This window comes from Candidatus Zixiibacteriota bacterium, from assembly GCA_017999435.1.
Taxonomy (GTDB): Bacteria; Zixibacteria; MSB-5A5; order GN15; family FEB-12; genus JAGNLV01.
Window position 1 is genome coordinate 60699 of sequence record JAGNLV010000003.1, and the last position, 20676, is coordinate 81374.

Annotated in this window: 13 protein-coding genes and 1 tRNA gene; 8 read left to right on the forward strand and 6 right to left on the reverse strand. The window is 65.3% G+C overall.

What is annotated here, in order from left to right; all coding sequences use genetic code 11:
* Positions 1–58 precede the first annotated feature (58 nt).
* The 7 genes from KA261_08440 (at position 59) to KA261_08470 (ending at position 5967) form a co-directional block, all read left to right on the forward strand.
* Positions 59–1639 carry an aspartyl protease family protein gene (locus KA261_08440; protein ID MBP7697824.1) on the forward strand — a complete coding sequence of 527 codons (1581 nt, stop codon included), beginning with the start codon at positions 59–61 and terminating at the stop codon, positions 1637–1639.
* A complete protein-coding gene (locus KA261_08445) occupies positions 1636–2385 on the forward strand; it encodes a hypothetical protein (GenBank protein MBP7697825.1) in 750 nt (249 codons plus the stop codon). The genes KA261_08440 and KA261_08445 overlap by 4 nt, the downstream gene beginning before the upstream one ends.
* Complete coding sequence (gene gap, locus KA261_08450; protein ID MBP7697826.1) at positions 2382–3368, forward strand: type I glyceraldehyde-3-phosphate dehydrogenase; 987 nt, start codon at positions 2382–2384, stop codon at positions 3366–3368. The genes KA261_08445 and gap overlap by 4 nt, the downstream gene beginning before the upstream one ends.
* A gap of 25 nt (positions 3369–3393) precedes the next feature.
* Positions 3394–4611 (forward strand): phosphoglycerate kinase, encoded by a 1218-nt coding sequence (locus KA261_08455; protein ID MBP7697827.1) that lies wholly within the window; start codon positions 3394–3396, stop codon positions 4609–4611.
* Positions 4608–5366 (forward strand): triose-phosphate isomerase, encoded by a 759-nt coding sequence (locus KA261_08460; GenBank protein ID MBP7697828.1) that lies wholly within the window; start codon positions 4608–4610, stop codon positions 5364–5366. Before KA261_08455 ends, KA261_08460 begins: the two co-directional genes overlap by 4 nt.
* A gap of 23 nt (positions 5367–5389) precedes the next feature.
* Positions 5390–5824, forward strand: a complete 435-nt coding sequence (secG, locus tag KA261_08465) for a preprotein translocase subunit SecG (GenBank protein ID MBP7697829.1) — start codon at positions 5390–5392, stop codon at positions 5822–5824.
* A 58-nt stretch (positions 5825–5882) separates the two neighbouring features.
* Positions 5883–5967, forward strand: a tRNA-Leu gene (locus tag KA261_08470).
* Positions 5968–6031: 64 nt separating this feature from the next.
* Here the strand turns inward: KA261_08470 and KA261_08475 are convergent.
* A complete protein-coding gene (locus tag KA261_08475) occupies positions 6032–7726 on the reverse strand; it encodes a fructose-bisphosphatase class II (GenBank protein MBP7697830.1) in 1695 nt (564 codons plus the stop codon).
* A 353-nt stretch (positions 7727–8079) separates the two neighbouring features.
* Positions 8080–10074, reverse strand: coding sequence for a thrombospondin type 3 repeat-containing protein (locus KA261_08480; protein ID MBP7697831.1), 1995 nt, complete (start codon positions 10072–10074; stop codon positions 8080–8082).
* An 891-nt stretch (positions 10075–10965) separates the two neighbouring features.
* On the opposite strand from KA261_08480, the gene KA261_08485 reads away from it, so the two are divergent.
* The gene (locus KA261_08485) at positions 10966–11406 is read left to right on the forward strand and encodes a hypothetical protein (protein MBP7697832.1); all 441 of its coding nucleotides are present in this window, start codon (positions 10966–10968) and stop codon (positions 11404–11406) included.
* Positions 11407–11487: 81 nt separating this feature from the next.
* Here KA261_08485 and KA261_08490 read toward each other — a convergent pair whose 3' ends face one another.
* The 4 genes from KA261_08490 to KA261_08505 form a co-directional block, all read right to left on the reverse strand.
* On the reverse strand, positions 11488–12840 hold the full coding sequence (locus KA261_08490; protein MBP7697833.1) for a sigma-54-dependent Fis family transcriptional regulator: 1353 nt from the start codon (positions 12838–12840) through the stop codon (positions 11488–11490).
* A 14-nt stretch (positions 12841–12854) separates the two neighbouring features.
* Positions 12855–18596 (reverse strand): PAS domain S-box protein, encoded by a 5742-nt coding sequence (locus KA261_08495; protein MBP7697834.1) that lies wholly within the window; start codon positions 18594–18596, stop codon positions 12855–12857.
* 643 nt (positions 18597–19239) lie between these two features.
* A complete protein-coding gene (locus KA261_08500; protein MBP7697835.1) occupies positions 19240–20016 on the reverse strand; it encodes a hypothetical protein in 777 nt (258 codons plus the stop codon).
* 59 nt (positions 20017–20075) lie between these two features.
* Entirely contained in the window at positions 20076–20615 is a 540-nt protein-coding gene (locus tag KA261_08505; GenBank protein MBP7697836.1) for a hydrolase, read from the reverse strand.
* Positions 20616–20676 lie beyond the last annotated feature (61 nt).

The window sequence follows — 20676 nt, forward strand, 5'->3', positions numbered from 1 at the left end:
CGGCGCCGATTTAGCGTATACGTGCATCGTGGACAGGTGTACAAGACAACGGACCGTTATGGGCAGCCTGGTGCTGACAGCGGCGGCAGTTGTCGTCGCGGCCGCGGCCGGAGCGGTCGATGTGGATTCGCTCCTGGTGCAGTCGGTCGGCGGGCCGGAGGCGTACCGCACGCTCGCCGCCATGACCTCCTACCGGACGGAGGGGAAGGCCGATATCAACGGTCTGGAGGGGACTTACACTCAGGTCTATGCCGCCCCGGACCGATTCTATATGGAAATCCGGATCGGCGGGATGACGCTGGTGTCAGCCTTTGACGGCCGGACCGCCTGGCAGCGCGACCACAACGGCCGGGTGTCGGAAGTGGAAGGGATGGAGAAGCGCCAGTTGATTGAACAGGTCTACCTGGCCTCGTATTCATTTATCATCTCCGGTCGTCTGCCCGGCCGCTCCGAGTTTCTGGGGGACACGACGATCGCCGACACCTCGTGGCTTCGGGTCGCCCTCTATCCCCGGCCGGACGACACGGTCGTCATGCTGCTGGACGGGCAGTCGGCCCTGCCGGCGTACGTCGTGCAGCGGCTCGATAACCTCACGGGCGTGACGCGGCTGTCCGATTACCGGACGGTTGCGGGGGTGGCGCTGGCGCACTCCGCGCGGACCGAATTCCCCGAGGCGGCGTTATATACGGAGATGACAACCGAGAGCGTGGCGTTCAACGTCGAGGTCGATCCCGCGCTGTTCGACCTGCCGGGGGCGGAACCGGTCGACTACCGCTTCGCCGCAGGCGCCGATTCCGTGGTGATTCCTTTCACGTACTACCGGGGGCACGTGTGGCTGCCCGCCGCGGTCAACGGCGCGACGGTCGCCTGGTTCATCCTCGATTCCGGGGCCTCGGCCAACCTGCTCAACGATGCGCTGACCGCGCCGCTGGGACTGACATCGGTCGGGTCGGTCCCCGCCAAAGGGGTAGGCGGGTTCGAGGAAGTCCCTCTGGTGCGGACCGACTCCATTACGATCGGCTCGCTCACCCTGGTGGACCAGATTGCCGCGGCGATGGACTGGGACCGGCTGGGGATCGAACCGCCGCCGGGCGCCCAGGCAGGGGGTATCCTGGGCCATGACTTCCTGTCCCGTTTTCCGGTGCTGATTGACTACTCCGATTCGACGCTGACCGCGTACAACCCGGCTGCCTTCACCGCGCCCGCCGGTGGAACGGCGGTCGATTTTCACCTGACCATGCTCGTCCCGACGATTTCGGCGTCGGTCGGCGGCGTCGAAGGAGACTTCATCATCGACCTCGGCAACTCGGTCGGGCTGGTGCTGCACGATCGGTTTTTTCAGGATCACCGTCTCGACACGGTCCTGACCAACCTCGCCTCCGTTGATCGGCCGATCGGCGGGGTGGGGGGAACCGCGCGCACCCGCTCGGCGGTGGTGCCGGCGTTTCGCATCGGCGGCATGGTGCTGTCCGATGTGCCGGTGGTCATTCCCGAATCGACCCAGGGGTTGGCGGGGAGTACGGAGCTGGCGGGCAATATCGGCAATCTGGTGCTGCAGGAGTTTCGGGTGCTGCTGGACTACCGCGCGAGCCGGGTGTACTTTTACCCGCCCGGCGCGCGGGAAGGAGTCGCACGATGACGGTGCACGGCCGACGGGGGCGCGGCGGGATCGCGGCGCTCGTGTTCGCGGTGCTGGCGGCCGCGGCCTGGGGCGGGGCGCGGGCGGCCGGCGAGGAACCGACCACCTCGCAGCTCTTCCTCCAGTCCCACCAGGCGGGCGTGCGGCTGGGCCCGTGGTTCAACCTCGGCGACATGCCGCCGGCCCGCGGGGAGACCAGCGGCGGCGAAGAAGTGTTCAAGACCAATTTTCACGACGCCAGTTTCCTTTTCGAGGGGTTTTACGCCCACCGGCTCACACCCGCGCTCATGGGCGAACTTTCGCTGGCGATCCTCAACCGCGGCTCGGTCACGTTCACCGCCGGCAACCAAACCAACGTGGGCAACGTGCTGGTGTACGCCGGGCTGCTGCAGGCGAAGGTGTATCCGCTGGCGGGGGGCGGCGCCAGCGTGCAGCCGTATCTGACGGCCGGCGGCGGGCTATATGTCGGGCGGCGCTCGGTGCAGTTCACCTCGGTCCCCGAGGGCTACTACTACCCGAATATCGACGAGGAGACGGCCGCGAAGATCAGCTATGCGGTCGGCGGCGGCATCGACTGGCCGATCGCCTCGCAGATCGGCCTGGAAATCAACGCCAAGTATTGTCCCATTCCTTTCGGCAAGCCGCTCATGACGATTGAGGACTATGACGGCCTTGCCGTTTCCATCGGAATCAAATATCTATATAGACCGGCAAAAGACGAAACGGATAGCAGGAGGAGACCATGAGAGTTGCCATCAACGGATTCGGACGTATCGGGCGCCTCGTGTTTCGGGCCGCTCAGGACACCAGCATTGAGTTTGTCGCGATTAACGATATCACCGATGCCGCCACACTCGGACACCTGCTCAAGTACGATTCCGTCCACCGGAGCTACCCCGGCGAGGTGAAGGCCGAGGGGACGAACCTGAAGGTCGACGGGCGGACGATTCCGGTCATGGCGGTGCTCGACCCGGCCCAGTTGCCGTGGAAGGAGCTCAAAGTCGACGTGGTGCTCGAGTGCACGGGGAAGTTCACGAAGAAGGACGACGCGATGAAGCACGTCGCGGCGGGCGCCCACAAGGTGCTCATCTCGGCGCCGGCCAAGGGCCACGACGGCACCTTTATCCCGGGGATCAACTCGGACCTCTACGACCGCGACAAGCACCACGTCATTTCGATCGGATCGTGCACGACCAACTGCCTGGCCCCGGTGGCGAAGGTTCTGCTGGAGAGTTTCGGGATCGTCAACGGGTTCATGACGACGATCCACTCGTACACGGCCGACCAGCGGCTCATGGATGCGCCGCACAAAGATCTGCGGCGGGCGCGCTCGGCGGCCCTGTCGATGGTGCCGACGACCACGGGCGCGGCCAAGGCGATTGCCGAGGTGATCCCGGCGCTCAAGGGGAAAATGGACGGCTGCGCCATCCGCGTCCCCACCCCGAACGCCTCGCTGGTGGATCTCGCAGTGACGCTGGAGCGGGAGGCCACGGTGCAGGAGATCAACGCGGCCATGAAGAAGGCGGCGGAATCGCCGGCTCTGCGGCGCGCGCTGCAGTACATGGAGGACCCGATCGTGTCGGTCGACGTGATCGGTAACCCGCACGGCTCGGTGTTCGACAGCCAGTTGACGATGGTGCACGGGCGGCTGGCGAAAGTGTTCAGCTGGTACGACAATGAGTGGGGCTTCTCCAACCGCATGGTCGACATGATGCTCATGATGCTGTGATTGGGGAAGACGGAAAGGAGCAGCAATGCGAAAAGTCACCGTACACGAAGTCAATTTCCGCTCGCAGAAAGTCCTCGTGCGGGTGGATTTCAACGTCCCCCTCGATAACGGCGGGGTCACCGACGACCGGCGGATCCGGGAGGCGCTCCCGACGATCCGGAAGATCATCGGCGACGGCGGCCGCGCCATCCTCGCCTCCCACCTCGGCCGTCCCAAAGGGCAGCCGGTGGCCGGCATGTCGCTTCGGCCGGTCGCCCGGCGGCTGGCCGAACTGCTCGGCCGGGAGGTGACGTTCGCCGAAGACTGCGTCGGACCCGAGGCCGCCAGCGTCGTCAACAAAATGAAAGACGGCGACGTGGTGCTCCTGGAGAACCTGCGGTTCCACGCCAAGGAGGAGAAGAACGATCCGGAGTTCGCGCAGAAACTCGCTTCGCTGGCCGACACCTTCGTGAACGATGCGTTCGGCAGCGCCCACCGCGCCCACGCCTCGACCGAGGGCGTCACCCGCTATTTCCGCCAGTCGATCGCCGGCCTGCTCATGGAGAAAGAACTGCAGTACCTCGGCCAGGCGCTGGAGAACCCTAAACGGCCGTTTGCGGCCATTCTCGGCGGAGCCAAAATCTCCGGCAAGATCGACGTCATCGAGAACCTCATGGCCAAAGTCGACCTGCTCCTCATCGGCGGCGGCATGACCTTCACCTTCAGCAAGGCGATGGGGTACCCGATCGGCGATTCGCTCTTGGAGGAGGACAAAGTCGCGCTGGCGAAGGAGATCCTTGGGAAGATCAAGAAGTCGCGGGCCGAGCTCGTCTTCCCGGTTGACGCCGTGGTCGCGCAGGAGATCTCGGACACGGCCGAGACCAGGACGGTCCCGATCGACCGGATCCCCGACGGCCTGAAGGGGCTGGATATCGGTCCGCAGACGATCAGGCTCTTCGAGGAGAAGCTCGCGCAGGCGAACACGATCCTGTGGAACGGACCGATGGGCGTGTTCGAACACCGGCCGTTCGCCGAGGGGACATTCGCGGTGGCGCGGATGCTCGCCCGGCGCACCGGTGAAGGCGCGATCACCGTGGTCGGCGGCGGCGACAGCGCCTCGGCGGTCAAGGAGGCCGGGGTCGAAGACGGCCTCACCCACATCTCCACCGGCGGCGGCGCCTCGCTGGAGTTCCTGGAGGGGAAGGAACTGCCGGGGGTGGCGGCGCTCACCAACGCCGGCAAAGCCGAGGCGGTGCGGCGATGAGAAGCCGAAAGCTGCTGGCGGGGAACTGGAAGTGCAACGGCACGATTCCGGAGACGGAGAAACTGCTGGCCGCGTTGTTGACCGGCCGCTGGGATCCCCAGCGGGCGGAGGCGCTCGTCTGCCCTCCCTACACGTCCCTCCACCTGGCAGCTAAACTGTTACACGGCAGTCCGATAAAGGTGGGCGCCCAAGACATGTCGGCGCACGAGAACGGCGCTTTCACGGGCGAAATCTCGGCCGACATGCTCTTGACAGTCGGCGCCACCCACGTTATATTGGGCCATTCTGAGCGGCGGCAGTACCACCGCGAGACCGACCAATCGGTGAATGCCAAACTGAAGTTGGCGCTGCGCAAAGGGTTGATCCCGATCGTATGTGTCGGCGAGGAACTCGAACAGCGACAGAACGGCAGGACCGAGGAAGTGGTCGGCGCTCAGGTGCGCATCGCCTGCGCGGAGATCGAGTCCGGTTCGCTGGAACGAATCGTGATCGCGTACGAGCCGGTCTGGGCGATCGGGACCGGAAAAACGGCCACGCCGGCGATGGCTCAGGAGGTGCATGCTTTTATTCGGGATCGTCTCGCGGCGCAGTACGGCCAACCGAGCGCCGACCGGATCCCGATTTTGTATGGCGGATCGGTGAAAGCGGACAACGCCGCCGACTTGCTGGCCGAGCCGGATATCGACGGCGCCCTGGTCGGGGGCGCGTCGCTGAAGGCGGCCGATTTTCTGGCGATCATTAACGCGGCCCGATAACGGAGGTAGGTTTCTTGTTCTTCATCGCACTGGTAGTCTTTCACGTCCTGGTCTGCGTGGCGCTGATCATCGTCGTGCTCTTGCAGTCCAGTAAGGGCGAAGGGTTGGCGGGGACGGCGTTCGGCGGCGGGCTGGGGGGAGCGGTGTTCGGTGGCCGCGGCGCCGGGTCGTTTCTGAGCAAGGCCACGACCGTGCTGGCGATTCTGTTCATGGTGAACAGCATCGGTCTGGCCTTCATGTCGTCGAGCCGCACCGGCCTGCGCAGCCAGAGCACGACGGCCGGTCCGACTGAGTCGGTCGTCACCCGCGAGGCGCAGCGCGCGCGCGAACAGGCTGTGCAGCAACAGCAGCAGACGCAACAACAGCAGCCCTCGGCCGACTCCCTCCTCAACGTCAACCCCAATCCCGGCACGCAGCCGGGCCAGGGGCAGCAGACGGCGCCGGGCGACGGGCAGTAGCAGGACGCGCCGGCGCGGGCGTTGGCGCTCCGACCGATCTTTGACATCGCGATCGCTTGCGGATGTGGTGAAATTGGTAGACACGCTATCTTGAGGGGGTAGTGGGGCGACCCGTGCCGGTTCGAGTCCGGCCATCCGCACCAAATAGATGCGCCCCTCGGTCACTGACCGAGGGGCGTCGTCATTGGGGTCGGGGCGGGAACGCGGCTATCGGCCGTTCTCGACCCACCACTCGGGGGCGAGCCGGGCCGTGAGGTCGATAATCTCGCGGTCCTGGTCGTTGAGGGCGCCGCGGGCGATCAGCCCTTCGAGGGCCTGCCCCAAGAGCGCCACTTTCTCGCGGATCGGCACGAGCGCCGGGTAGTACTCGTTGTTGAAAAAGATCCGGTAGCGCCGTTCCTCGCGCGGGTCGTCGAGCATCTTGCCGATGGCCGCCTCGAGCGCTTTCCCGCGCAGCCCGGCCAGCCGCTCCTTGGGCGACGCGATCAAAGCCCTGGTGTGGGCGAGCGAGGTACGGCAGGCGAAGTGCATCTCCCACACTTCCATCAGCCCGAGCGAATTGATCACCAGCGTCCACACCGATATCTTCCCCTTGTCCGGATCGAACTGCACCCCCTTCATGAACGGGAGGTAGACGCTGTCGGTGATGGCGCCGAAGGCGCTGATGCCGCCGGCGTGGGGGTTCTCGATGATGTCCTTCACCGAGAAATACGGCTTCTGCTGGAAGCGGGCATCCTGGATCATGATGAGCTCGTCCTCGGTGTAGTGGAAGCGGCTGTTCCAGAGATCTTCCGGCGAGAGGTCGCGGCGGGAGAGGGAGGAGTGGCTGGTGAGCATGCCGAGGGCCTGGCCGCCGCGCCAGACGAGCGGCAGCGCGCCGACCACCCACTCGGCCGACCCGCCGATTTCCCCGATCATCGAATTCATGTGCCGCCCGTTGGGGAAGCGCATCCCCTCCAGTCCGAGCAGCAGGGCCGGGAACAGGTCGCCGTCGGCGTCGTACGGAATGCCGATCCCGGCCGCGCCGAGGGTATCCCACGCCGGGTAGTGGCGGGAGCGGTCGATGAAGAAGGCGCTGAGTTCGCTGAGATCGGCAAAGCCGTAGCTGTCGGCAATCACGCGGGCGGCATCCAGGAGCGTCCCCTCGCGCGGGTTGAACTCGTCGAAGTGCGCCCCGCCCATCCACCGCTGCACGTAGATATCGGGGAGGTGCCGCTTCACCTGCGACTCGATGAGGAACATGCAGGTCATCGACGAATGCAGACCCTTGACCGACTTGGTGGTCCCGTCGATCACGTCGTTGCCCATGGAGAGCAGCGTCACATCCTTGCCCAGGTCGAGGCCGTAGCGGGCGCGGTGCTCCTTTTTGCCGAAGAGGGCGCCGACGGCGATGGTCGGGTTGCCGCCGACTTCTTTACCCGGTTTGGCGCGGACACCTTCGGTAATGGTCGACTCGATGAGGACTTCCTCGCCGATCGAGAGGGTTTCGGTGGTCGTCTGGAGGACCTCGGCCATGACCTGGGCCGAGGTGCGGTCGTTGGCGCGCTTGAGCTCGTTGGCGACCTCTTTGGTCTGCTTGTCTTTGGGCAGGGCCGCGAGGCTCCCGCGTCCGTGCAGACTGACGGCCACGGCCGAGAGGGCCGCCGAGGCCACGGCCGCTTCGCGCAGTTTGCGATTGCGCAGCGCCCCGAGATTGGAGCGCTCGTTGAGGCGGTCGGCCAGGCAAATCGCCGTCCCGCCGACCAGCTCGAGATCGTACATCTCCAGAACGTGCTGGTGGTGCAGGTTGATTTCGACCACCCGGTCGCGACTGAACGGATAGACTTTCTGCATGCCGCAGTAGCGGATCGGATTGGCGCCGACATCAAAGCGCAGTTCGCTGTTGGTCACCGTCTTAGCCATACTGAACTCGTTTCCCTTACCGGTCCCGTGCCCGGCCGCCCCGCCGCGGCCGACCGGAGACCACAATGCCGGCGCAACGCCCGCGAAGGGCCGGGAGAGGCCATTTTTCGCTTCGTGCTTCTCCCCGCCGCCTGATCGCCCGCGCCCGCGATCCGTCGGCGGGCATCCTCCTGCCCGCTCCCGCGAGGGCGCCGCGCTCACCGCGGCTTCTCTTCGTGAGATACACTACCGGAGGAGATATGGCAAGCAATTTCGGCCGCCCCTGCTGCCGTCCGACCGGCCAAAAAAGAAGCCGCCTCCCCAGGGGGAGGCGGCTGATCGTATTCGGCAGGTTCGTACCCGCAACGACCGCCTTACGGACAGGTCGCGGGCGCCGGACCGAACCGGAAGAGGAAGGCGACCAGGTAGGTCAGGTCGGCCACCTTCGTATTGCCGTCGCCGTCAATGTCCGCCTCGTTCGGGCAGGGCGGCACCGGGCCGAAGCGGAAGAGGAACTCAACCAGGTAGGTGAGGTCCCCCACCTTGATGAGATCGTCGGGATCGCCGTCGACGTTGCCGCGGTTGTCGAGGCAGCAGCAGGCGTCGCCGATACCGTCGCCGTTGGTATCCTGCTGGCCCGGGTTCGCCACGTTCGGGCAGTTATCCAGCGCGCAGGTGTTGGCCGGATAACCGGGGTTGCCGTAGCCGTCGTTGTCGGTGTCCGTGCAGGCGTCGCACACGTCGCCGATGCCGTCGAGATCGGCGTCCTCCTGGAGCGGGTTGGCGATCGCCGGGCAGTTGTCGTCTTCATCCGGAACGCCGTCACCGTCGGCATCCTGCACGACGCCGGTCTCGGCCCAGTGCAGCATGATGGTGGTGTCGGCGGGATGGTTCGGCTGGTACTCCCAGATGATCTTCTTCCCGAAGTCGGCGATGTCGGCCGCGCGGTATTCGTTGACCACGTGGTCGGCGCCGCTGATCACGCTGGGCGTGCTCCAGGTCGTGCCGCCGTCCTCAGTGACCGTCATGTACAACTGGTTGTTCGCGATGTAGGAGACGATGAAGGTATTGCCGGTCACGTGCTGGATCTCCGGATACCGCTCGTCGTCTGCCGTCGCGACCACCACGCCCGAGAGCATGTTGTCGTAGGCGCCGTCGGCCGCCCCGGAATAGAAGAAGATGATGTCATGGTCGGCCGGGGTGGCTTCGGTGTAGAACTCGCAGGCTACGAGCACCGTGCCGTTGTTGGCCGCGACCGCCGGGTAGCCGATGTGCTCGCCCGGGTCGAGGCTGTACGTCACGCCGCCGCTGAAGAGGGTGTCGTCGGGGTTGCCGAAAACGTCGCCGCGAATGAACAGCGCCCACTGGTCGGGCGTCTTGCTCGTATCGAGCCAGTCGTAGACGGCGTAGGAGTACTTGGTCACGCGGTCGATGTCACAGGTGGTCGAACGGCAGCCGTTGAGGTTGTTGTACCAGCTGATCGTCGCGTAGTTGGAGGAATCGGTCTGGTAGAAGAGGTGCGGAGCATCGGTGCCGACTACAACGCCGCCGCTGGAGTACGTGCTGCTGTGCACCATTGCGATGACGCCGAAGCGGTGATCGCCGGGGTTCGGGCTGAAAATGAAGCCGTCATCGCAGGCGATGTCGGCCATCCGCATGTTCCGCCAGCCGTACGAAGTCCAGTTCCAGTAGCTCAGACTCCACCCGGCCGAATTGGCGATGTTGTAAAAGCGGTGGAGATAAGTCGAACCGCCGTTGTTGTTCAGCGGGCTGGGGACAAACGTCCCGTAGGCGATCGAATCCTGCCCCCAGTAGTCGACCGAGGCGTACTTCTGCCAGCCGGGGTTGGTCCAATAGCCGGCCGGTTCGAAAGTCAGCCCGTCATCGAGCGACTCCTGCCAGAACATCTGCGAGTCCACCCCGTTGTTGTTGGAGTAACCGAGCAGGAGCAGGCCGTTGTCGTTGTCGGCCAGGGCGGGCCAGCGGTCGACCGAGTCGGGGACGAGAGTCGCCGAGCACTCAATGATGTACTGGCCCTCGTTCGGAGTGACCTGGTGGTCGCCGTCGACCACGATGTAGTAAGTGAACCCGGGCAGCATCTGGACATCCATGAGCGCCGAGCGCGGGTTGGGAGAGCAAACGGCCGGGGTATTGAACCGGTTGCAGGCGATCATGTTGGTCTCGTCGGTCTGATACACCCACAGCCGCGTGTAGTAGTCGGACTTGCACAGCTTGATGTCGACCAGCTGCTTGACCGGCGGGGCGTAGGCGAAGACGACGTCGCCCACGTGGCTGTAGTTCACGCCGTCGCAGGCCTCGGAGTAGTCATCGGCGTACCCGACGGTGGTCCCGGTGTCGGTGAAGGGCATACCGGGGATGACAAAGGCGGTGGCGATGTTTTCGCCCCCCTGCCGCTTGTCCGTCAGGGTGTACACAAAATCCGGATCCTGCTCGGGAGCGGGCTCCGGCGCGGTGAAGGTCATTTGCTCGCCCGCGATGCTCAGCGTCTGCGGGCCGCCGAAATGGACAGTCCGAACCTGGCCGATTGCCAGGCCCTTGGTGTTGAGCGCAGCTGAGGGCGGGGCCGTTTCGGCCTGCACCAGCCCGACCAACGCCAGCAGGCAGACGCCCACCGCGAGGCAAAGAACGTTGCGCGCTTTCATGATTTCTCTCTCCGTTAACGGTTGATCATGTATGGCCACAAGTTTACGTTAGCGTGTACAGATACTGCGAGTGGTGAGGAGGTCTTCTCCCGGGGCGTGGGTACACGATGCCCCATTGCCACTCCTTTCCAGCTAGCACCCCACGGCGGTTCGGCGGATCATCGGGGGTACAGGTTCAATATATCATATTCGACACCCAAGTCAACATCGATTACGGATAGGCCGGCGACCGACCGGCCAAAAGCGGGCCGGCGGCGGCAGGATTCTCCGCTGATGCCCCCCGGCCCGCCGGCTGTCCGGGGTGCGCGAAACCGTCCTCCATGACCAGAGACCTACCGCTTGAGACGAGGGGCAGGGGCTTTTGTTGCGGGGGGCGGCCCGAACGCAGATTCGGCGTCCCAAAACCCGGGGCGATCCTTCTCCCCCGCCCCCGGAATGACAGGTTTTGCTTGCTTTTTCGGCGCGATTGCCTTACTTGAGACGAGAGCAGAAAGCGCCCGTCGGCCGCCGCTGCTCGGCAGGGTCGTTCATACCGGATAGTCGCCGACGTCAAGACGTACGCAAGAAGATACGCACCTCGTCATAAGGGTTACAGGCATGTACAAACGCGTCCTCCTCGCAGCCGTCGGCCTCGTGCTGATGGGGGCGGTGTCCGCCTCGGCCGCCGGCGAGCGAATCGACTGGCAGGTCATCGCCGCGGGCGGCGGCAACGGCTCGTCGACGAATTACCGGCTGAGCGGGACGGTCGGCCAGACGGCCGCCGGCGCCGGATCGTCGGCCAATTACCGGGTGAACCAGGGTTTCTGGCAGGACTTCGGGTCGGGCGGCTGCTGCGTGCTGCGGGGGGATTTCAACGAGGACGGCGCGGTGAAGGTGTCGGATCTCACCGGTCTGATCAACTACCTCTTCCGCGGCGGGGTCGCGCCGATTTGTCTCCCGCACGGCGACACCAACGCCGACGGCGCCATCAAGGTGTCGGACCTGACCCTGCTGATCAACTACCTCTTCCGCGGCGGGCCGGCTCCGGCGGCCTGCTGACCGCGCGGCACAAACACGAAGCCGGCGGCGGCCTTGCCCGCCACCGGCTTTTTCATTTCCCGCCGCGCCGTCCCCCCACGATCACGACTCGATGTTAAGGCGCTTGATCATCTTGCGCAGGTTGGCCGGATCGATCTTGAGCTCCTCACCGGCCGCGATCACGTTCCCGCGCGCCCGGTCGAGCGCCTGCACGATCTTCATCCGCTTGAATTCCCATACCTGTTCGGCCAGGCCGGAGTTTCCGTTGGGGGCGGCGCTGCTCTCGTACCCGAGGTGGTTGGCCACGTCGTGGTAGGTGATGTAGTAACCGGGCGAAAGTTGAATGAGCGACTCCACCGTGTCGGAGAGCTGCCGGACATTGCCGGGCCAGTCGAATTCGACGAGGAGGGCGCGGGCCGACGGCTCGAACACTTTCAGGCCGACCCCGTTGATCCGGCAGGTCCGCTCGATGAAGTAGTCGAGGAGCTCGGGAATGTCCTCCCGGCGTTCCCGGAGCGCGGGCAGGCGGATCGTCACGCCTTTGAGGCGGTAGTAGAGATCCATCCGGAAAGCGCCGCTGCGCACCTGTTCCTCGAGGTCGAGGTGGGTGGCGCAGATGACGCGGACGTCGACACTGCGCTTCACGCAGGTGCCCACCGGGGTGACCTCGCCATACTCGATAGCGCGGAGGATTTTCGCCTGGGTGGCGGGATCGAGTTCGCCGATCTCATCGAGGAACAGCGTGCTCCCGTCGGCGGCTTCGAAATACCCGACGCGGTTGGCCACCGCCCCGGTGAACGACCCCTCGGTGTGGCCGAAGAGTTCGGACTCGACCATGGTCGGGTCTTTCTGGCTGCAGTTGACGACCATCATCTCCCGGTCGGCGCGGCGGCTCCGGGCATGGAGGGCGCGGGCGACCAGCTCTTTGCCGCTCCCGGTGGGGCCGAGGATCATGACTTTCGACGTGGTCGGGCCGATCTGCTCGATCCGCTGGTAGATCTGGCGCATGTCGCGCGACTTCCCCACCATACCGTAGCGCTCTCGCGCCGCATCGATCAAGTCGCTTCCCGTGTTGCCCAGACGGTGGTACTGCACGGCGTTCTTGACCGCCCGCCGGAGACGCGAGGGTGGTTCGTTCTTGCCGATGAAGTCGAAGGGGTGGTAGTCGCGGTCGATATCCTCCTCCGAGTAATTTCCCGCAAACCCGGTGTGGAAGATGATCGGGATTTCGGGGGCGATGTCCTTGATGAGGTTGGCGGCTTTCAGGCCGTCCATGCGGGCCATGCGGATGTCGAGGATGATGGTGTCGATCTCGGGGTGCTCTTTGATCCGCTCGAGCGCCTCCTGGCCGGAGAGCGCGGTGAGGACAGCGTAATCATCGGTGAACGATTCCAGCATGGCCTCGAGAACCATGCGGTCGTCGTCGACGATGAGAATCTGTCCGCTCTTAGACACTGGTAGACAACTGCTTACAAGTGACTGCCACCTGGGAGCAATATAATGAATGTGGTTCCTCTGTCAAGCGCGGATTCAAGACCGATCTGACCATCATACAGCTCCACGATCCGTTTGGCGACCGCCAGCCCCAGGCCGGTCCCACGGTCGAGCTTGGTGGTGAAGAACGGCTCGAAGGCCCGCTGCTGGATCTCGAACGGAATCCCCGGTCCGGTGTCGCGGACGACAATGCGCACCCGGCCGTCGTCCGGCCGGGCGGCGATCGACACCGCCCGTTCCGTTACTTCGGCGACCGCGTCGAGGGCATTGATCACGAGGTTGTTGAACAGGCTGTAGAGGTGCGATTTGCCGACCGTGACAAAGAGATCGGCGGGGATGTCGGCGGTGATGGTCGCCGCCAGTTCCTCGGCGGCGTGGCGGTTCTGCTCGACGATCTCCTGAATGACGCCGGCGAGCCGGACCCGCTCCACCCGGCGCTGGGACTCCAGCCGGGCGTACTGGGTGACGGTTTCTGTCAGGGAAATGGCGCGGCGGACGGCGCGATCGGCCAACTGCATGAGACGCTCGGTGCGGGCGAGATCGGTCGTGTCGGAAGCGGCCAGCAGCCCCCGCAATTTCTCGAGGGTGGCGATCGCCGGATAGAGAGAGTTGTAGATTTCGTGGGAGACGCCGCCGGCGATTTCGCGCATCTGCTGGTAGCGGAGAAGGTTCGCCCGCCGGACCTCTTCCTCGGCCCGCTTGCGTTCGGTGATATCGACCACCACACCGCGCAGTCCCGCCGGCAGCCCGTCGCGCACGATGCGCGAAGAGTAGATGAGTACGGGAAAAGTGGAACCGTCCTTGCGCAGGTGCGTGTACTCGTAGCGCTGGGGGTTCTCCCCTGCCAGACGTTTGGCGAAGTTGGCGCGGACTTCGGCGCGGTCGCTTTCAAGGAAGAGCTGGTCGACGGTCAGGCCGGCCTCCAGGTCGGCCGATGTGTACCCGGTGGACTCAAAGCCGTGGCGGTTGGAGTAGGTCAGGCGGCCGACGACGTCGGTTTCGAAGACGGTCTGCGGCAAGAGATCGGCCAGCTCGCGGAAGCGCTCCTCGCTCTCGCGCAGCGCCTCTTCCGCCCGCTTCGCCATCGTGATGTCGTGAGCAATGACCAGGGCGGCCACCGTGCGCCCCCGGAGGTCGCGGTAGGGCTGCACGTTGTTGTAGAACCACCGCCACTCGCCCCTGAGGTAGACCGGCGCCTCGCTGATGAACTCCTTGTCCTCGGCGATCACCCGCCGGACGTTGGACATCTGCCGGTCGGCCAGATCTTCGGGGAAGATATCCCACTCGGTCCGGCCGATGAGTTCCTCCGGACGGCGGCCGACTGCCTGGGCGGCATTCTGGTTGACGAACAGGAAGTAGCCCTCGGCATCGACGAGAATGATCGAGGCCCGGACGTTCTCGACGAGGAGACGGTACTTCTCTTCCTGCTGCCGCACGGACTCCTCGGCGGCTTTGCGCTCGGAGATATCGCGGGAGACGATGCACAGGACCTTGTGGCCGCCGTAGACGATCTCGTTGACGCCGACTTCGACCGGGATGCGCCGCCCGTCGCGGGTGCGGTAGTACCGCTCGCGGAGGAAGGGCAGTCCCCCGGCGAGAACCTTCCGGAAGCCTTCCCGAACCTCGCCGGAATCGTGGTCGACGAAGTCAAAGAGCGAGATTCCGCACATTTCTTCGACTGAATAGCCGAGCATCTCGCGAAGCGAGCGGTTGGCCTCGATGATGCGCCCCGAGTCGGCCTGGGCGAGGTAGATGAAGTCGGCGCTCTGCTCCATGACGGCGCGGTATTTTTCCTCGCTCTCGCGCACGGCTGTTTCCATGTGCTTGCGGTCGGTGATGTCATGGCCGATGGCGATGGCGGTGACCGCGCCGGTGTGCGGGTCCTCGAGCATCGAGTTCGACCACAGGATGATGCGCTCCTCGCCGGTGCGGGTCAGGAGCGCCCGCTCGTAGCGGTCGGCGGGGTGGTCGCGGACCCACTGGCCGAAACGGACGAGGCCGGGGTGGTGAAAGTGCTCCGGCAGAAAGAGTTCGTGCCAGGACCGCCCGAGCACCTCCTCGCGCCGGTAGCCCGTGACCCGTTCGAGCTCGTCGTTGAACACCGTGATGCACCCCCGCTCGTCCAGGCAGCAGATCAGGCTGTTGGCGGTCTGCAGGACCATCCGCGTGAAATCCCGCTCGGCCGCCAGTTCCCGGTTGGCCTCGATCATCTCCAGGTACGACCCGACCATCGCGGCCGCCGCCCGCAGCAGCCGGACGTCTTCCTCGCTCCATCGCCGGGCCGAGCGGGTGTCGTCGAAACCGATAAAGCCGTACCACTGGCCGCGGACAAAGACGGGCAGGGTGAGGACGGAGAGGACGCCGCAGGGGGCGTTGACGGAGCGCACGGGCTCGCTCATCTCGGCCACTACGCCGCCGACCGGGCGACCGGCAGCCAGCCGGTCCCGCATGGACGCAAACTGCGGCGCGTAGGGGCGGCGCTGAAGCTCCGGCCGGCCGAGCGTCGGTCTCACACCCGGCCGGCACACTTCGTAGACCTCCCGCGCGCACAGGCCGAGCTCGGGATCCGTGAAGTTCTGGTAGACGTACACGCGGCAGGAGTCGAGCGCCGTCAGCAGGTGGTAGAGCGCATCGTTCAGCGCCCCCGCCGATACGGGCGTCTGAAGCAGCGTCAGCGAACACCCCACCAGGCCTTCCTCGTAGCGCAGGCGGGTCGCCAGCTGCTGCCGGGAGCGCACCCGATCGGTGACATCTTCGGTGTGCACCATCACGAGGTCGGGCGGCACGTAGACGTAGTGGACGATGAGCGAAACGGTGCGGTCGAGGGACTGAAAGGTGTAGTCCATTTCTCGCCGAATGGTCGTCTGTTCGTCGAAGCATCGGGCGATGTCGGCGCGCAGGTCCGGCCGGTCGGCGTACAGCAGGGAGAGCCGGATGCCGGCTTTCAAGGCGATCGTGCCGCCCGTGATCGCGACCGCCGCGTCGTTGTAGTCGGCCAGCACGAAGTCGTCGCCCGCCCGCTGCCAGGTGTACGTGGGCACGGGAATGCCCTTGTACTGCGCCCGCATCTTCTCTTCGCTCTCGTGGAGGGCGTCGATAGCGGCCCGCTGCTCGGTGATGTCGTAGATCGCGCCGTCGAGAAAGGCGACCGTTCCATCGGGGCCGGCGACGGCCTGGCCCCGCTCGTGGACCCAGCGCACCTCGCCGTCGGCGCGGACAATGCGGTATTCCGCGGAGAACGGCCGGCGGCCGGCGACCGCGGCGGCGATCACCTCGCTCACGCGCGACCGGTCGTCCCGATGCACGATGCTCGCGTAGGGGGTGCCGCCGCCCGGCTCAAAAACCGCGCTCTCGTAACCGGTGACGGTGGTGATCTCGTTGCTGACAAATTCCATCAGCCGCGCCTCGCCGGGGAGGCAGCGGTAGATTGCGGCCGGGATGTTGGCGACGAGCGCCGCCAGGCGGTCTTCGCTGCGGCGAAGGGCCGCCTCAGTCGCCAAGCGCTCGCTGACATCGCGCAACGTCGTGTGCAGAACCGAGCGGCCGCCGATCTCAATCAGGGTGTGGCTTATTTCGACGGGGCAGCGCCGGCCGTCTTCGCCGCAGACGACTCCGTTGATCCACTTGCCGGTGCTCGCGATTTCCAGGTGCCGTTTGTAGCGCTCCCCGAAATTGGCGCGGATATCCGGCGGCGCCATCTCCGAGACATGGCGGCCGATCAGGCGGTCGCGGGGCCGGCCAATCAGCGCCTCCGCGCGGGCGTTGAGATCGATGACCTTCCCGGTCTCGGCGTCCGCAATGACATAGGCGTCGCGCGATCCGTGGAACAACATGCGGAAGCGCTCCTCGGATTCGCGCAACTCGTTTTCCGCCCGCGCCCGGTCGGTCCAGTCCCGGATCACAGTGAGCACCTGGCAGTCATCGACCGGGGCCATGCGCAGTTCCCAGTGCCGGCGCTCGCCGCCCTGGTCCAGGTCGTACTCGAGGCTCTCCATGGCGCCCGTGTCGAGGGCGCGCCCGATCGCCTCCATGGCCGGACCCGCTACCGCCGGCGGCAGGGATTCGGAGAGCGGGCGGTTGAGGAAAACCTCGGGCGGCAACAGCAGATCGGCGTGCTCGCGGGCATGAAAATCAGTGATGACGCCGTCCCGATTGATCCGGAACACGAGATCCGGCGACGCCTGGCAGAAAGCGAGAAAGTCGGCCTCGCGCTGGCGCAGCAGCCGCTGCACCTGGAGTCGCCGCCGATTGACAATCACCAGCGTGACCAGCAGGGCGATGGCGACCGCCGAGAGGTGCAAGTGGTAGCGCCAGAGGAAATTGCTCGCCACCGACCAGAGCGGGCGATGGTCAAATTCGGCGATCAGGGCGCCGCCCCCGCCGGAGAAGACATAGGATGCGCGCTCGGCCTCCGGATCGAACGCGATGAGGGCGCGGTACTCGCCGACCGCCGGGAGCACCGCGAGAGGCTTCAGGTCGGCGGTCATGACGACCGCGCCGAGTTCCGACCCGAACAGCCAGGCCGGTTCGCTCCGCCCCGGCAAGTCGATGGTTCCCTGGAAGGAACGCAGGTGCGAAGGCGCGGAGCGGGCCATCAGGCGGAGGCGGCGATCGAAACGGCTGACCGTGCCGTCCTGGGTCAAAACCCACACGCCCGAGTCGCCGGCGCCGGGCGGGACCCACAAAGCCCGCACGGGAGCAGAGAGGGGCGGCGAAGAATCGAGCACGGCGCCGTCGGTCGAGATGCGCGACACCCGGCGGACCGGCTGCAAGAAGGCGAGCGTATCCGCGGGCTCTGTGAGGGGGGTCGAGTGCCCGAGATAGTACTCGCCCGGCTGTTCGGCCGGGATAATTGCGATGCCGCCGTGCTCGGCCGCAATCACCCGGTTGAACCGCACGCGGCCGGTCCGATCAACCGCCGTCACATAGGCCCAACTGTCGCTGAAGAGGCTGTCGGAAACCCCCTGCTTCGAATTGTAGGAGACGAAAATCAACCCCGGATCGGCGGGGTTCCCCCACAGATGGACCTGCCCGGCCATGACTCCGGTCGCCACCGGCAGCGTCCACTCCACCGCGAACGTTTCCACCTCGATGCACACGAGGACACGCGGAACCAGATCGCGCACAGCGTTGAGGTAGAAGAGGATCTCGTGCCGCGCGTCGTAGTCGTAATCGGCGAGACCGACGCAGGTGATCGACGGCTGCCAGTGGCCGTCGCCCGTATGGTCCTCGCCCGCGGCCAGAAACAGCCAGGCCACCGAATCCTCCGCCGGTCCGAATTTCACCGCGAATGCGGAATCGCGGCGGAACCCGGCCCCCACAACCACCGTGTCGCCGCGCGCGGCGTCCGGGCAGAGACGGAAGTCGGCGATCGTCAGGCGCACCGGGTTGTCGTTGATGACGTGGCCGGTCGTGAGATCCTGGTAGGAGAACATGGCGGGATTGTCGGTGGTGACGGAGGGATTGTAGGCAAACACGACCAGGATGCTGTCGCCGGGCCGCGGTCCTCCGCGGTGAATCTGAAAGGGAGTGACGACCTGCGGCGCCGAGGGATCCGGCGCCATCTTCCGCCTGACCTCCACCTCGTACGGCAGCAGGCTCGAATCGGGCCGCGCGGGAATCTCCAGACTCGCCGGCGGCACCGGCGATGAGCGCGATTCGCGGCCGGCCGCCAAGGCGAGCACGAGAAGCAGAAGGCATGCGCACGCGCGCTTCATACCATCAAGATATGCAGAACGGTCAAAAAGCCAAATTGAAAGCCGGACCCCCGATCGCGCCGGAAACGGGAAGACCCTTCGGATTATCCCGAAGGGTCTTCACATAAAGGAGGAAACCCTGCCTGTTGGGCTTGAGCACACGGGAGGGGGGACAGGCAGGGTTTCTAGGGGGCTTTTCTATTGCCTCTGCATTATAAGCTTTTTCACGCCCTTGTCAACAACTGATTAACAGAAAGTTCATCCCTTTGTCAAGAAAAAATCTGCGCTACTTCACTGCTCACCTGCTATAACGGCCGGTCGCAGTCAAAAGTTCCTCACGCCGTTGTCGGAGTTCTCTTTGACCGAAAAACACTCAGGGCGCGCCGCCTGTCATCGCATGACATGAACGATCGGAATCCCGCACGCCGCCTTCGAGTTACATCGCACAAGCGGTACATCCGCGCTCGCCGGCCCCGAAGGCCTCTTGGAGAGTCCCTCCCAACCGGCGGGTCCTCGACCCGGTTGCGTCTTGGGCCTCGGCCGGTGCGCGCCGCTGCGGGGGCGCAGATTTCGCGCCCCCCGCTCGCATTGCTCCCGGTCATGGTTCTTTCCGCCGCACAGGCAGAGCCCCGGAGTCTCGTTCTCCCCAGGCGCGCGTCTGACGTCACTGACCAAGGATCAGGTAGGGGCTGTTTTCTTTGCGGTAGTCCTCGGGGATGTCGTAGACCCCGGCCGGGGCCGGCTTGTTTTCCTCGAACGCGAGCAGTCGCTGGACCGACTTCATCTCCATACCCATCATGGCGGTCGAGACGTTCACGAGGACGGCGATGCCCTCGATCTTCATGCCTTCTTTGTACATGTCGCCGGCATTGGGGAGGAAGGCCATGGCCTGGAGCATGAGGGCGCGGTACATGCTCCAGTCAATCTTGGCGTCGGTCGTGGCCCAGGCTTCGCTCGTGACCGTTGCCCCCATCCCGAGGGTCATCGTGATGATGAACTTGCGGGTATTCCACTGGTCGATTTTCCTGGTCGAATCGGTGCGCTGGACGGTGTAGGTCATGTTGCCCATGAGACCGCCGAGTTTCTGGCGCAGGGAGTCGGCGGCCGGGTCGGCGGCGGCGGCGGCCGCCGCCGTGCTGTCGAGCATTTTGCCGAGCGCGCCGGCCGGGATTTCCGCATACACCTTCTGGTCGGCGCGGACAAAGCAAAGGGTCTGCTTTTTCGCATCGACAATGAACTTCTGGCCGCCCCCCATGACCATGGCGGCCCGGGACGGCGACACCCAGATTTCGGTCGTGTCCGAGGATGCCGGACGGGTCTGCCCGCCCAGTTGCATGGCCTCGGTTTCGGTGACGTTCTTGATGTACGCGTCGGCCCGCGCCATCCCGCCGGCCAGGCACACGACCGCCCCGGCCACCATCAGCATCCGCATTGTCCGCATGTTACTCCTTTGCTTGAACCGCCCTTCGGCGTCCTGTCGCAGCCCGCCGGAGGCTCCGATCACTTTACGATTTGTATGACCTGTTTGAATTGATCCCCCTGCGCGACCACGAGCATTTCGAAGAGGGCCATTTCTACGCTCGTGATGCGCCCGCCGGCCTCCCGGATCGCCTCGATCCCGACGGCCCGGTTGGCCGCGGTGCGCGAGGAGACCGCGTCGCTCACCAGGTAGACCTCGTAACCGCCCGCCAGCAGATCCATCGCCGTCTGGTACACGCACACGTGCGTCTCCATACCGGTGAGGAGCACCTGCCGACGGCCGGTCGCTTTGAGGCGGGCCAGGAAGTTCTCGTCGCCGCAGCACGAAAAGGTCCGCTTGACCAGCCGGGCCTCGCCGGCCAGATGCTCGGCGATCTGCGGGAGAGTGTCGCCGAGTTTGTCGGGGAGCTGCTCGGTCCAGAGGATCGGCAGCCCGAGCACCTTCGCTCCTTTGATCATTCGCGCGACGTTTTCGTAAAACGTCTCCTTGTCATGCATGAGGGTCGCCAGTCTCCCCTGCACGTCCACCACCGCGAGCACCGCGTCGTCTCTCCTGAGCATACTTCTCTTCACACACCACCCGTTGATTCAATGGTTCTGCGGCCGCTTTCGGCTGACCGCG

What these genes read in the sequence shown, in the direction of transcription:
- KA261_08440 (MBP7697824.1), top strand. Translation starts at nt 59, where the DNA reads ATGGGCAGCCTGGTGCTGACAGCGGCGGCAGTTGTCGTCGCGGCCGCG.
- KA261_08445 (MBP7697825.1), top strand. Translation starts at nt 1,636, where the DNA reads ATGACGGTGCACGGCCGACGGGGGCGCGGCGGGATCGCGGCGCTCGTG.
- gap (MBP7697826.1), top strand. Translation starts at nt 2,382, where the DNA reads ATGAGAGTTGCCATCAACGGATTCGGACGTATCGGGCGCCTCGTGTTT.
- KA261_08455 (MBP7697827.1), top strand. Translation starts at nt 3,394, where the DNA reads ATGCGAAAAGTCACCGTACACGAAGTCAATTTCCGCTCGCAGAAAGTC.
- KA261_08460 (MBP7697828.1), top strand. Translation starts at nt 4,608, where the DNA reads ATGAGAAGCCGAAAGCTGCTGGCGGGGAACTGGAAGTGCAACGGCACG.
- KA261_08475 (MBP7697830.1), bottom strand. Translation starts at nt 7,726, where the DNA reads ATGGCTAAGACGGTGACCAACAGCGAACTGCGCTTTGATGTCGGCGCC.
- KA261_08480 (MBP7697831.1), bottom strand. Translation starts at nt 10,074, where the DNA reads ATGCCCTTCACCGACACCGGGACCACCGTCGGGTACGCCGATGACTAC.
- KA261_08485 (MBP7697832.1), top strand. Translation starts at nt 10,966, where the DNA reads ATGTACAAACGCGTCCTCCTCGCAGCCGTCGGCCTCGTGCTGATGGGG.
- KA261_08495 (MBP7697834.1), bottom strand. Translation starts at nt 18,596, where the DNA reads ATGAAGCGCGCGTGCGCATGCCTTCTGCTTCTCGTGCTCGCCTTGGCG.
- KA261_08500 (MBP7697835.1), bottom strand. Translation starts at nt 20,016, where the DNA reads ATGCGGACAATGCGGATGCTGATGGTGGCCGGGGCGGTCGTGTGCCTG.
- KA261_08505 (MBP7697836.1), bottom strand. Translation starts at nt 20,615, where the DNA reads ATGCTCAGGAGAGACGACGCGGTGCTCGCGGTGGTGGACGTGCAGGGG.